This window comes from Bradyrhizobium sp. dw_78, from assembly GCF_018449525.1.
Classification (GTDB): domain Bacteria; phylum Pseudomonadota; class Alphaproteobacteria; order Rhizobiales; family Xanthobacteraceae; genus Bradyrhizobium.
Genome location: NZ_JAAVUS010000004.1, coordinates 152,575 through 165,430, shown reverse-complemented (window position 1 = coordinate 165,430; position 12,856 = coordinate 152,575). Strand labels below are relative to the sequence as shown.

13 protein-coding genes are annotated in these 12,856 nt (G+C 62.1%); 7 read left to right on the top strand and 6 right to left on the bottom strand.

The features are described from left to right. Positions 1 to 274: 274 nt before the first annotated feature. Positions 275 to 2,518: an exopolysaccharide transport family protein gene (locus HB630_RS12595; RefSeq protein WP_213772576.1), complete on the top strand. Its 2,244-nt coding sequence runs from the start codon at positions 275 to 277 to the stop codon at positions 2,516 to 2,518. 32 nt (positions 2,519 to 2,550) lie between these two features. Here the strand turns inward: HB630_RS12595 and HB630_RS12590 are convergent, their stop codons facing one another. Further along, entirely contained in the window at positions 2,551 to 3,741 is a 1,191-nt protein-coding gene (locus HB630_RS12590; protein ID WP_213772910.1) for a GNAT family N-acetyltransferase, read from the bottom strand. Positions 3,742 to 4,009: 268 nt separating this feature from the next. On the opposite strand from HB630_RS12590, the gene HB630_RS12585 reads away from it, so the two are divergent. Further along, complete coding sequence (locus HB630_RS12585; RefSeq protein WP_213772575.1) at positions 4,010 to 5,107, top strand: polysaccharide deacetylase family protein; 1,098 nt, start codon at positions 4,010 to 4,012, stop codon at positions 5,105 to 5,107. Positions 5,108 to 5,124: 17 nt separating this feature from the next. Here HB630_RS12585 and HB630_RS12580 read toward each other — a convergent pair whose 3' ends face one another. After that, a complete protein-coding gene (locus tag HB630_RS12580) occupies positions 5,125 to 5,331 on the bottom strand; it encodes a DUF2842 domain-containing protein (RefSeq protein ID WP_213772574.1) in 207 nt (68 codons plus the stop codon). 97 nt (positions 5,332 to 5,428) lie between these two features. Between HB630_RS12580 and HB630_RS12575 the strand changes: the two genes are divergently transcribed. Together HB630_RS12575 and HB630_RS12570 are read left to right on the top strand one after the other, a co-directional pair. Then, complete coding sequence (locus HB630_RS12575; RefSeq protein ID WP_213772573.1) at positions 5,429 to 6,520, top strand: COX15/CtaA family protein; 1,092 nt, start codon at positions 5,429 to 5,431, stop codon at positions 6,518 to 6,520. Further along, entirely contained in the window at positions 6,474 to 7,487 is a 1,014-nt protein-coding gene (locus HB630_RS12570; RefSeq protein ID WP_213772572.1) for an FTR1 family protein, read from the top strand. The genes HB630_RS12575 and HB630_RS12570 overlap by 47 nt, the downstream gene beginning before the upstream one ends. Positions 7,488 to 7,506: 19 nt before the next feature. On the opposite strand, the gene HB630_RS12565 is transcribed toward HB630_RS12570, so the two are convergent. The 4 genes from HB630_RS12565 to HB630_RS12550 form a co-directional block, all read right to left on the bottom strand. After that, positions 7,507 to 7,860, bottom strand: a complete 354-nt coding sequence (locus tag HB630_RS12565) for a hypothetical protein (RefSeq protein ID WP_213772571.1) — start codon at positions 7,858 to 7,860, stop codon at positions 7,507 to 7,509. A 179-nt stretch (positions 7,861 to 8,039) separates the two neighbouring features. Next, the gene (locus HB630_RS12560) at positions 8,040 to 9,323 is read right to left on the bottom strand and encodes an O-acetylhomoserine aminocarboxypropyltransferase (protein ID WP_213772570.1); all 1,284 of its coding nucleotides are present in this window, start codon (positions 9,321 to 9,323) and stop codon (positions 8,040 to 8,042) included. Positions 9,324 to 9,572: 249 nt separating this feature from the next. Continuing rightward, a complete protein-coding gene (locus tag HB630_RS12555; RefSeq protein WP_213772569.1) occupies positions 9,573 to 10,157 on the bottom strand; it encodes a CoA-binding protein in 585 nt (194 codons plus the stop codon). Between the two features lie 122 nt (positions 10,158 to 10,279). Further along, positions 10,280 to 11,101 carry an enoyl-CoA hydratase gene (locus HB630_RS12550; protein ID WP_213772568.1) on the bottom strand — a complete coding sequence of 274 codons (822 nt, stop codon included), beginning with the start codon at positions 11,099 to 11,101 and terminating at the stop codon, positions 10,280 to 10,282. Positions 11,102 to 11,170: 69 nt separating this feature from the next. Between HB630_RS12550 and HB630_RS12545 the strand changes: the two genes are divergently transcribed. From HB630_RS12545 to rpsI, 3 genes are all read left to right on the top strand, one after another. Continuing rightward, positions 11,171 to 11,599: a PaaI family thioesterase gene (locus HB630_RS12545; protein ID WP_213772567.1), complete on the top strand. Its 429-nt coding sequence runs from the start codon at positions 11,171 to 11,173 to the stop codon at positions 11,597 to 11,599. A gap of 156 nt (positions 11,600 to 11,755) precedes the next feature. Then, positions 11,756 to 12,220, top strand: coding sequence for a 50S ribosomal protein L13 (gene rplM / locus HB630_RS12540; protein ID WP_213772566.1), 465 nt, complete (start codon positions 11,756 to 11,758; stop codon positions 12,218 to 12,220). Positions 12,221 to 12,222: 2 nt separating this feature from the next. Beyond that, positions 12,223 to 12,699, top strand: coding sequence for a 30S ribosomal protein S9 (gene rpsI, locus HB630_RS12535; protein ID WP_213772565.1), 477 nt, complete (start codon positions 12,223 to 12,225; stop codon positions 12,697 to 12,699). Positions 12,700 to 12,856: the final 157 nt, after the last annotated feature.

The window sequence follows — 12,856 nt, the reverse complement described above, 5'->3', positions numbered from 1 at the left end:
CGGACGGCGTACCGGGCGGCAGCATCCTGGTTGCACAACCCGGCTGGGTGGGCGCGGCCAGCGAACGGACCATAGCAGCGCACGCGCTTCGCATCGGGGAGACCCTGAAGAATGGCTGATTCCGATTAAGGACATTCATGATTAACAGAAGATGACTGCCTTGTCCGTGATAGCCCGTCTCGGGCTCAAATCGGCCGGATTAACTGGGCGGCAACCTTAATGGAGTGTAGTCGGCCGCATTCGGGTAACTCGTGGTGTCCCGCGGGAGTTTGTGATGCGTTTTGCGTTCTGGCGTACCGGTAGCGTGCGGGAATGGGTCGTGCGGGTCATGCCAAAGTCCGCGCCTGCGGCCGATGAGCCGATAGCCAGGCCCGCTGCCGCGTCGGTCGCCGGCGATCTCGATTTGAGTGCGTTGGGCCAGGCGCTGGCGCGCAACAAGCGCTGGATCATCGTTCCGACGTTGCTGGCGGCCGTGCTCTCGATCCTTGTCGTCAACCTGATCACGCCGCGATACAAGTCCGAAGCGCGTATCCTGATCGACGGACGCGAGAATGTGTTCCTGCGGCCGAATGGCGAGCGTACCGAGGAGCGCAGCGCGCTCGATCCCGAGGCTGTGACCAGCCAGGTACAGCTGCTTTTATCCCGCGATCTGGCGCGTGAGGTCATCAAGAAGAACAAGCTAGCGGAATTGCCGGAATTCGATCCGGTCCTGCGCGGGATTTCGCCGTTGAGATCGCTGCTGGCATTGTTCGGGATCGGCCGCGATCCGTTTTCGCTGACGCCGGAAGAGCGCGTGCTGGATTCTTATTTCGACCGATACACCGCTTATGCGGTCGATAAATCGCGCGTCGTCGTGATCGAATTCCAGTCGCAGGATCCGGATCTGGCGGCGCGGGTCGCCAATTCGATCGCCGACGGCTATCTGGTGTTGCAGCAGAATGCGCGGCAGGAACAGGCCAAAGCCGCCAGCCAATGGCTCTCGGGCGAGATCGACAATCTGCGCAAGAAGGTTGCCGATGCGGAATCCCGGGTGGAGGATTTCCGCTCCAAGTCGAGCCTCTTTGTCGGCACCAACAACACCACGCTCTCCAACCAGCAATTGGGTGAACTCAACACGCAATTGAACAATGCTCGGGCGCTGAAATCGGACGCGGAATCGAAAGCAAGGCTGATCCGCGAAATGCTCCAGAGCGGCAGGCCGATCGAGGCTTCCGAAGTTCTCAATTCCGAGCTGATCCGCAGGCTGGCGGAACAGCGCGTGACGCTACGCGGGCAATTGGCCGAGCAGTCATCGACGTTGCTCGACGGCCATCCGCGCATCAAGGAATTGAAGGCGCAATTGGTGGACCTCGATGGCCAGATCCGGGACGAAGCCGCCAAGATCGCCCGTTCGCTCGAGAACGACGCACGGATCGCGAGCGGCCGCGTCGACGGCCTGAGCGCCAGCCTCGATCAGCTGAAGCGGCAGGCGACCTCGACCAACGGCGATGACGTCAAGCTCCGGGCGCTGGATCGCGAGGCCAAGGCGCAGCGCGATCTTCTCGAGACCTATCTGGCGAAATACCGCGAAGCCAACACGCGCGAGAATATCGACGCCGCGCCGGCGGACGGCCGGATCATTTCCCGCGCCAGCGTTTCCAACGTGCCGGCTTACCCCAGGAAACTGCCGATCGTGCTGATCGCCACCCTGGCGACCTTGATGCTCAGCGCCGGGACGATCGCAACCGGCGAACTGCTGCGCATCACCGCGCCGCGTTTGACGGCGCCCCGCGCGGAGGCCGTATTCGTGCCGCCGCCGGCCGGGAAGCGCGCGCCACAGGCCGCCGCTGCGGCAGCCACGGTCTCTGTCCCGGAACCGCCTGTTGCCGTGCCGGCGCAAGAGATTGCCGAATCCCGGCTGAACCGTCCGGCCGAATTCACCGAGATCGAGCAACTCGCCGAGGAGTTGCGCGCGGCCGGCGAGGCGGCCCACAAGATCACCGTCCTCGGCACCGCTTCGGGCGAGAGCATCACGTGGACGGCGCTGACGCTCGCGCGCCTGATCGCGCGCCACGCCAGGGTCGTGCTGGTCGATCTGTCGGCCTCGTCGCTGGCCATGTCGGCCGCCTCGGTCGATCCGGCCGCGCCGGGGCTCGCCGAATTGATGCTGGGTGAAGCCTCATTTTCGCAAGTGATCACCCGAGACCGGCAGTCGCGCGTCCATCTCGTCAGTTCAGGACGCTCGGGCTCGGACCGTGCCCTGCTGCAATCGCCACGCCTGTCGCTGGCGATCGACGCATTGCTGCGGGTCTATGACCATCTACTGCTGGATGCCGGTGCGGCTTCCGACCTGCCGGCGGAATTGTTGACGGCGCAGGCGCGTGCGGTGGTGGTTCCGGAAGCCTCGATGCCGGCCGATGCCCGCGCCGTCATGTGCGATCAGTTGCAGGCCGTCGGTTTTTCCGATGTGAAGATGCTGAGCGAACCGGCATCGCCGCCGGACGCCGTCGATTCCGGTCCGCGGGTCGTGGCGGCCTGAGCGCTGTAGCGGCCCAAGCCTGCGGCAGACAATCAGCTGAACGCGCCGCGCAGCCTTTGCGCCATATGGAGCAGAGCCGGATTGTGCTTCACCATATGCTTGGCGCGGTTGATCCGCGACATCGCCGCCGTCGCCACCGTGCCGCGCAGGCTGAGCGGAATGAAACAGTCGAAGATCGGCTCGTCGCTCTTGCAGAACTGGCGCTTGTAGTCATCCGATCCGATCCCGAGATCGAACGCGCGGTAGCCCAGCTCGGCATAGCGGTCGACGATATGGCGCAGCAGGACCATTCCGGGGCTGTGGCGTGCATGTTCCGACATCGTGTAGGTGTTGAACATCATGGAAAAGCGATAGCCGGAGGAAGCGCCGGCGAAGATCGCGATGATCTCCTCGTCGCATTCAAGCGCGTGGATATCGATGGCGTGGCCGCCGCCGGCAACCGGCGCCATGCAGGCGCTGCGAATGAAATCCTCCACGCCCGGCTCAGCGAATACGTTGGGCAGCTTTTGCTCCGCCATCCGCAACGGTTTGACGCGCATGAACCAGTCGAGCAGCCGCTCGATGTCGGAGTCGGCCGTTGCGGCATAGTAGCGATAGCCGGGCAAGGCCTGCAGCTTGCGTTCCTTGCCATTGAGCCGGCGGCGAAATGAATTGCTGATCCGTGTCGCCGGCGCCGCGCCGGGTTCCATCGTCAGCAGCGGACAGTCGTTGACCGAGGCCTGGTGCGGCAGCATCGACATGGGATTCGGCAGGTCGTGCCAGTGCAATGGCTGCTGATGCAGCGCCAGAACGTCGAGTTCCGACCGCGTTCGCACGCCCGATATCAGTGCGTCAAGATCAGGCGCGGTCGCGGCTCTCGCGAACTCCCGGTCCCACAACGCCATGTTGAAGGTTGTGTGCTTGCCGCCCATGAAGCTTGCGGTGCGGACCCCGTGCTCATGCTTCTGTGCTAGCGGCAGCAGCAACAGCGGCCGTTGTTCCGCGTCGCGGGCAACGATGATGGCCGGCACGAGATTTTCGCGTTCGCCGACCTGCCGCTGCCATGCAGCCAGAAAGTCGAAACGCTGGAAGGGCGTCGAGAAATGCTGCCGGTCCTCGAGCGTGCGCCAGATCGCCTCGGCCTGGCCGAGATTGTCGAAAATATCGACAAAAGCGATGCGGCTCGGTTGCGACCACGCCGTCGCCTCTGCCGTCCGGCTTTTGATCGCGGCCGTCAGGGTCATCGAAAAACCTGTCTGGAGCGGGATGACGTTAGTGGGATGACTTTTCTTGGAATCGTCATCCATCTCTATCTTTTTGTTTGAGCATGATCTCCGCGCAAATGCGTTCCGCGTTTGTCGCGAGGGAAAACCGGTTTCCATTTTTCCGGATCATGCTGTGGGAAATATTCACATTTTCAGCCTGGGCCGACCTTTGCAAAGAAATGTCAACAAAAAGTAATGACAATGCTGCACTGGCATAAGCGAATTCGACGCAGGGGAAGGCGTGAACTTGTCGTCTGAGATCGGATTTGTGACACGCGCAAGGCTGGAATTGGCCTATTTCAGCGGTTATGCCACGGCCATGCAATGGCGAAGCGGGGGAGCCGGCGTCATCTTGCGTTTTATGCGGGTGCGTCCGCGCCGCAAGGTACGCTTTCAGCCGCTCAAATCCCAGGAAATCACCCCCGAATTTCTCGATCGGACGATCCGCGCGCTGAAGCGCTGGAAGCTCGATATCGTCTCGATCGACGAGGTTTGCAGGCGGGCGGTGACGCTGGCCTCGCCGCGGCGATTTGTCTGCCTGACATTCGACGGCGGCTACAAGGATATGGTCACTTCGGCCTATCCGGTGTTGTCGCGGCACGATGTACCCTTCACCGTCTATGTCCCGACGGCGTTTCCGGACGGCGTCGGAGAGGCGTGGTGGCTTGCGCTTGAAGTCGTCATCGCGCGTGAAAGCCGCCTCAGCCTCGTGATCGACCGGGAAGAACGGCATTTCAACATCGCCGGCACGGCCGAAAAGTATCAGGTCCATGATTTTCTCGATCGCTGGATGCGCTCGCTTTCGCCATCCGATCTGTCGCTGGTGGTCAACGATCTCTGCAAGCGATATTCCGTCGACCTCGTTGCGCTCTCGCGCGAAGTCTCGATGGATTGGAGCGACCTGGCCAGGCTCGCCGCCGATCCACAGGTGACGATCGGCAGCGCGACCGTGAACTATCCGATCCTGGCGAATCTGAAAGATGCGGCGGCCTCGCGTGAGATGACGATGGGCGCGGCGGTGGCGCAAATCGCAATCCGGCGCGAGCTCCGGCATTTTTCCTATCCGTTCGGCGACGAGGCGTCGTGGCGGCCGAAACACGCCGCGATGGTCGCGGAAGCGGGTTTCGCGAGCGCGGTCTCGGCGATACCAGGCGTGGTGCGGGCGGCGGGACGGACCGACCTGCACGCGCTGCCGCGCATCGCCTGGGACGGCCGGCTGGGTTCGCTGCGCGCGCTGCGGGTGGTGCTATCGGGCAGCATGCTGGCGCATCCGCGCCCGCCCATGCCGATTGGAAAAGACGGCCTCGCAGGCGAGGTGCCGCCGGATGTCGGGTTCGGGATGTAAGCCTCGAAATGATAAGGCTAAGCGTCCGGCCGCGCCATCCAGCTCACGATCGGCATCGCCGGCAGCACCCAGCCGATGCCGGCAACGACATAGAAAACGGCCTGCAGCATTCCGGAATTCGCCAGCCACGGCATCTGCGCCGCCGTCATTCCCAAGAGCGACCACACCACCACCAGCATCAATAAGGCGATGGTTCCAAAGAACTTGCGGGTGCGTATCGACATGACGGAAATGTGCAATTTGAGGCTGGAGCGCGCGCTTTGCGCACGGGAACGGAGCGGACTATAAGGGGCGCGCAAATTCATTCAAGCGCAGCTTCCGATGACCGGCATTACCGCCCAGCAAGCCCAGAACAATCGCGCTGTCAGATGGTGGCTGTTCGCGGTCGCGGCGTTGATCGCGATCATGGTGCTGGTCGGCGGCGCCACGCGCCTCACTGAATCCGGCCTGTCGATCACCGAGTGGAAGCCGGTTACCGGTGCGTTGCCGCCGCTCACCCAGGAGCAATGGACGCAGGCGTTCGAGGGCTACAAGGCCATTCCGCAATACCGCGAACTCAACGCCGGCATGAGCCTTTCCGAATTCAAGTCGATCTTCTGGTGGGAATGGAGTCACCGGCTGCTCGGGCGCGTGATCGGCGTGGTTTATCTGCTGCCGTTTCTCTGGTTCCTGTGGCGCGGCGCGATCAGTGGCGAATTGAAGCGGCGGCTGTGGGGGATTTTCGCCCTCGGCGCCCTGCAAGGCGTGGTCGGCTGGTGGATGGTGGCCTCCGGGCTATCGGAGCGCGTGGAAGTCTCGCACTATCGTCTCGCCACCCATCTGGTGTTGGCACTATTGATCTATACGGCGATCGTCTGGACCCTGCGTCGGTTGTCGGAGCGGCCGCCGCTCGCAGTCGCGCCGCGGCTCAAGATGACCAGCCTCGTCTTGCTCGCGCTGACATTCGTGCAGCTTTATCTGGGGGCGCTGGTCGCCGGATTGCGAGCGGGAAAGGTCTACAATACCTGGCCCGATATCGACGGCGGATTTATTCCCTCATCCGCACGGCTGTTCTTTGAGCAGCCGTGGTGGCGCAATCTGTTCGACAATACGCTCACCGTGCAATTCGAGCACCGCATGACGGCCTATGCGCTGTTTGCGCTGGCGATCCTGCATGCCGCCGATGCCATCCGCTCGCGGGCCGACGGCAGTGTGATCCGCGGCGCCCTGTGGCTCGCGGCTGTCATCGCCTTGCAGGCGTCGCTGGGCATTCTCACGCTGCTCAACCAGGTGCCGCTCGATATCGCCTTGACGCATCAGGCGGTTGCCATTGCGGTCCTGACCTTCGCGACGCTTCAAGCCGAACGTCTGGCCGCGCGACAGCCGAATGCGACGTTCAGGGGATCGGTTCTGCCGGTCGGCCAGCCCGGATGAATTGAGCAATTCCAATTCGGCAGAAAGGCTCTGGGAACGCTGTTTGCAGGGCTTTTCATTGCGCTTGCCTTCGTTGACGGAGTTGTGTGGAGGCTTCCGGCTTTACTTGCAACATTTGAACGATAAAACCACCCAAACACAGGGGTCGTTCATGTCGTCCGCGTTCATCCAGGCCGCCGTCATCCTGCTCCGCGAAGGCCTCGAGGCCATGCTGGTGATCGCAGCCCTTGCCGGCTATCTGACCAGGGTCGGCGCCAGCCACCGTATCGCGGCGCTCTACGGCGGCGCGTTGGCCGCGATCGCGGCCAGCCTGGTCGCGGCCTGGCTGTTTGCCGTCCTGAATTCGGGCGAGCACAGCGACATCATGGAAGGCATCATCATTCTCATCGCGGCCGGTCTGATGCTCTATGTCAGCGGTTGGCTGATGGTGAAGCAGGATCCGCGCGGCTGGCAGGATTATCTGGCCGAAAAAGCCAATCATGCGCTGGCGCAGGACACCGTCTGGGCCGTCGGCGCACTCGCCTTCCTTGCGGTCTTTCGCGAAGGCGCCGAGACCGTGTTGTTCATCAACGCGCTCGCCACGGCCGAAGGCGGCTGGAGCGGCGGCCTGTTCGCGGGGCTCGCCATTGCCACGGTCGGCCTGGCCATCCTGTTTTATTTCATCAATCTGATCGTGCAGAAGATTCCGTTGCGCCCGTTGTTTATCGTCACCTCGGCCTTCCTGTTCTTGATGGCGATCAAATTCATCGGCGAGGCCGTGCAGGAATTTCAGGAACAGTCGATCCTGCCGTTCACCGAACTGAAAAGCATGGCCTGGCTCGACGCGATCGGATTGAACCCGACCATGGAGGCGCTGTCCGCGCAGTTTCTCGTGATCCTGTTTGCGCTGGCAACCTACTCGGTGTTCCAGCGTAACAGCCGGCTGACCCGCGCCGACAAGGAAGCCATCCGCGTGGCGAAGCCTTGAAGCCGGCGCCAACCCGTTTCTAGCAATAGCCGTAAACGCCGCAGGCGTAGGGCAGGCGATTCCAGAAGCTGGTATAGGGGCCGCCATAATAGGGACCCTGATATTCGTAGGAATGGCTCGACCCGTAATAGCCCGGAAGCGTCGACGAGCCCGGCAGCAGCGGCGTTCCGGGCGGAAGCCGGACCGAGGGCATGCTTCCGTCCGACGGCGTGAACAGAACGTCGGATTCTTCGCCGACACGGCGGCCGTATGGCGGCGGCGCTTTGCGATAAACGGCCGCGCCCGATCTGTAATGCGCGTCGGACAAGTCTGCGGCAAACACAGACCCTGCGGCGAAAGTCGAAATGAGAAAAGGCGTCGTCCAGCGCAACATGATTTTGCTCCGAATCGTCTGAGGCGATTCAAGACGGCATTGTGCCGGAAGACCGTTAACGGCAGGCTTGCAACCGGCCCCGATGAGGCGGTCTTGAAATGCTATTTTGCCGCGCTGCCCGAATTCCCGATAGCAAGCGGGCAGAGACGCCCGATGGCATCGGTGGCGCAGGTGAGGCGTCAGCTCGTGCTCAGCGCTTGCTGGAGATCCGCGATCAGGTCTTCCTTGTCTTCGATCCCGACCGAGAGCCGCACCACATCGGGACCGGCGCCCGACTGGATCTTTGCGGCATCGTCGAGCTGGCTATGCGTCGTCGACGCCGGATGAATCACCAGCGAGCGGGTGTCGCCGACATTGGCCAGGTGCGAGAACAGCTTCAGGTTCGACACCAAATTGACGCCGGCGTCATAGCCGCCCTTGAGGCTGAAGGTGAACACGGCGCCCGCCCCCTTGGGCGCATATTTGCGCGCGAGGTTGTTGTATTTGTCGCCGGCGAGGCCGGCGTAACTGACCGAGGCCACCGCGGAATGTCCGGAGAGAAATTCAGCGACCGCCCTGGCGTTTTCGCAATGTTTTTGCATGCGCAGCGGCAGCGTCTCGATGCCGGTCAGGATCAGGAACGCGTTGAACGGTGACAGCGCCGGACCGAGATCGCGTAAGCCCAGCACGCGGCAGGCGATAGCGAAGGCGAAATTGCCAAAGGTCTCCTGGATCTTGATGCCGTGATATTCCGGCCGTGGCTCGCTCAGCATCGGATATTTATTGTCTTTCGACCAGTCGAAGGTACCGGCGTCGACGATGATGCCGCCGAGCGAATTGCCATGACCGCCGAGGAATTTCGTCAGCGAATGCACGACGATATCGGCACCGTGGTCGATCGGCCGGATCAGATAGGGCGTGGCCAGCGTATTGTCGACGATCAGCGGCACGCCCGCCTTGCGGGCGACCGCCGAGATCGCCTCGATGTCGGTGATGCTGCCGGCGGGATTGGCGATCGACTCGATGAAGATCGCCCTGGTGCGCGGTGTGACCGCGCGCTCGAAGCTGCCGATATCGTCAGGGTCGGCCCACGCCACGTTCCAGCCGAAACTCTTGAACGCATGGGTAAACTGGTTCATCGAACCGCCATAGAGCTTGCGCGCCGCTACGATCTCGTCGCCGGGTGTCAAAAGCTGTTGCAGCACGACGAGTTGCGCGGCATGTCCGGACGCGACCGCGAGCGCCGCAGTGCCGCCCTCGAGCGCGGCGACGCGTTCTTCCAGCACCGCGTTGGTCGGATTGCCGATGCGGGTATAGATGTTGCCGAATGCCTGCAGCCCGAACAGCGATGCGGCGTGGTCGGCGTCGTTGAACACGAACGATGTGGTCTGGTAGATCGGCGTCGCCCGCGCGCCCGTGGTCGGATCAGGCTGCGCACCCGCATGTACGGCAAGGGTTGCAAATCCGGGAAGACGATCGGTCATTGTTTTTCCTTTCCGACAATCTTGCTTTCAGAGCGGTGGTTCGGCTGCGTTCCGAATAACAAGCGACACGGCGTGACAGTATGACTTGAGCGCGCCAAATGACTTGAACGCGCCCAGGCACCCCCTCAAAGCGACGCGACAATCGCGGCAGAGGCCGCCGCCGTCAAGGCGGCTTGACGTGTGCTTAATGTTTGAAAACGATCGTGCCTCGCTTTGCCACGTTTTCGGAATAATCGTTTCGCAATTGCGTCACGAAGGTTCATTCTTGTTTTTTGCGGCGCGGTCCGATGCGGCTGTCTCGCCGCCGCCAACGCTCATCCGGTTCAGCGAAAGCCGCATACCCTGGGTCGGCACCGGTGCGCGCTTTGAACTGAGCGTTCGCGAATTGACGCCCATCCACGAAATCTCCGACGACAACCGTCCGTATTCGATCTTGGGGCAGCGGTTCATCACGACCTTGAGGCCCGCGGCTTCCGCCTTCGCCGCGGCAGCATCGTCGCGTCCGCCAAGCTGCATCCAGATCACTTTCGGCAGAGGTACAAGCTTCAGGGCTTCATCGACCACCGGCATGATGTGATCCGAATTCCGGAAGATGTCGATCATGTCGACGGGACGCCCGATATCGGCGAGCGACGCGACGAAGGGCTTGCCGAGCAGGTTCTTGCCGACTTGGCCGGGATTGACCGGGATCATGTCGTAACCGCGTTGCGCCAGATATTTGAAGACGAAATGGCTCGGCCGCACATTGACCGGCGAAGCGCCGACCATCGCGATGGTTTTCACGTCACTGAGGATTTGCCGGATGTAATCGTCGGGATAGGCGTCGTGGTTCATTGAGGATATCCAATTGCGTCATTGCGAATGCAACGAGATCATTCGGAGCGGTCATTCCGGGGCGATGCAACGCATCGAGCCCGGAATGACGGATGCTGCATTACTCTTTGCCGTGACGCGAATTACCTATCCTGCCATTTCGGTTCGCGTTTTTCGATGAAGGCGCCGATGCCTTCCTCGGCATCGCGGGCCATCATGTTCTCAGTCATGACCTCCGCCGCGTAGCGATAGGCGTCCGCGAGGTTCATTTCGGCCTGGCGATAGAAGGCGGCCTTGCCGAGCTTGACGGTGTAGGCGGATTTCAACGCGACCTTTTGTGCGAGCGCGATGGCTTGGTCGCGCTCGGTGCCGGCGGTCACGACACGGTTGACCAGGCCGATCTCGCGCGCCCGGATGGCCGGAATGGGCTCGCCGGTCAGCAGCATCTCCATCGCCTGCTTGCGCGGAACGTTGCGCGACAGCGCCACCATCGGCGTCGAACAGAACAGGCCGATATCGACGCCGGGCGTCGCGAAGGTCGCGGCCTCCGAGGCGATCGCGAGATCGCAGCTTGCGACCAACTGGCAGCCGGCGGCGGTGGCGATGCCTTGCACCGCGGCAATCACCGGCTTTGGCAGATGCACGACCGCCCGCATCATGGCGCTGCATGCATTCATGATTTGCGCGAAATAGGCGCGCCCGCGATCGGAGTCGGTGCGGCGCGCGGTAAGTTCCTTTACGTCATGGCCGGCCGAGAAAGCGGGGCCATTGCCCGCGATCACAAGGGCGCGCACGCTGGCATCGGCTTCGATCTGCTTGAGGGCTGCGTGCAACTCCGCGATCATGCCTTCCGACAGGCTGTTGCGCGCGGCCGGCCGGTTGAGTGTCAATATGGCGACGCTGCCAACCGTTTCGCGGAGCAGGATAGGGGATGGCGCGGCAGTGCGTGCGGTCTGGGCGGGCATCGGAATTTCCAATAAGGCTTTGATGGCAGGTTAGTGTAACGGACGGTTTGAATCGAGGGCAGGGACAGCATGGCAACGGCGAAAATGAGCGTGGCGGAACTGGAGGCGTTTCTGCGCCACGAATTTCCCCAGGCATTCAGCGGCGGCGATATCGCGATCGAAAGCGCCGATGGCGGGTCGTGCCTGCTTCGCCAGCGCTACCATGAGCGGATGCTGCGGCCCGGCGGGACCATCTCGGGGCCGACGCTGATGGCGTTGGCGGATTTCGCCATGTATGTGGTGCTGCTGTCGGCGATCGGTCCTGTGGGCCTTGCGGTAACGACCAGCCTCAACATCAATTTCCTGCGCAAGGGCCAGCCGGAACAGGACGTGCTGGCGGCCGCGAAGCTTTTGAAGCTGGGTAAGCGGCTGGCTGTCGGCGAGGTGAACCTGCTGTCGGGATCGTCGCCCGACCCGATCGCGCACGTGACCGCGACCTATTCCATTCCAAATACTTAGTGTTTTCTAAGGTATTATAGAACCATATTTATAAGCCTTTGTTTTTACAGGTTTAATTATCTCTGTTTGGCATTGACGCGGAGACGCGACCTATCTAGAAAGCGGCGCAGTTCGGCGCGCCTTCGCGCCCGATGTCCCCTTTCACGGATTGCTCACATGAAAACCTTTTCGGCAAAGCCCGCCGAGGTGACGAAGAAGTGGGTGCTGATCGACGCCAAAGGTCTGGTGGTCGGCCGGCTCGCTTCGCTTGTCGCCATGCGCCTTCGCGGCAAACACCTCCCGACCTATACGCCGCATGTGGATTGCGGCGACCATGTCATCATCATCAACGCCGCCCATGCGGTGCTGACCGGTCGCAAGCGCGACCAGAAAGTCTATTACAACCACACCGGCTTTATCGGCGGTATCAAGGAACGCACCGCCAAGTCGATCCTCGAAGGCCGCTTCCCCGAGCGCGTCGTCGAAAAGGCGATTGAGCGGATGATCCCGCGCGGGCCGCTGGGCCGGGTGCAGCTTGGAAATCTGCGGGTTTACCCCGGGGCCGAGCATCCGCACGAAGCCCAGCAACCTGAAAAGATCGACATAGCCGCGATGAACCGCAAGAACATGAGGGCCGCATAACGATGTCCGACACCATGCAGTCGCTCGACCAGTTGTCGCAGCTCAAGCCGGCGGCGCCAGAGGCTCCGAAATATATCAAGAAGGTCGACAAGTACGGCCGCGCCTATGCCACCGGCAAGCGCAAGGATGCGGTCGCCCGTGTCTGGATCAAGCCAGGCGCCGGCAAGGTCACGGTCAATTCCCGCGAGGTCGATGTCTATTTTGCCCGCCCGGTGCTGCGGATGATGATCCAGCAGCCGCTGGTCGCCGCTGCCCGCGCTGGCCAATATGATGTGATCTGCACCGTGACCGGCGGCGGCCTGTCGGGCCAGGCTGGCGCCGTGCGTCACGGGCTGTCGAAGGCGCTGACCAATTTCGAGCCGGAGCTGCGCGGCGTTCTGAAGAAGGGCGGCTTCCTGACCCGTGACTCGCGCGTGGTCGAGCGCAAGAAGTACGGCCGCGCCAAGGCGCGCAAGTCGTTCCAGTTCTCGAAACGCTAACCGCTTCGCTAGAATTGCTGCGACGGCGGCTTCACCGGACATCGAAAAAGGCGCCTTTCGGGCGCCTTTTTTGTTGATTGGTTATCGACGAGTTGACGCAGTTTTTCCTGAAAACTTGCGTACTGCCGCAAACGGATTGCCAACCCGGGATTCGTAG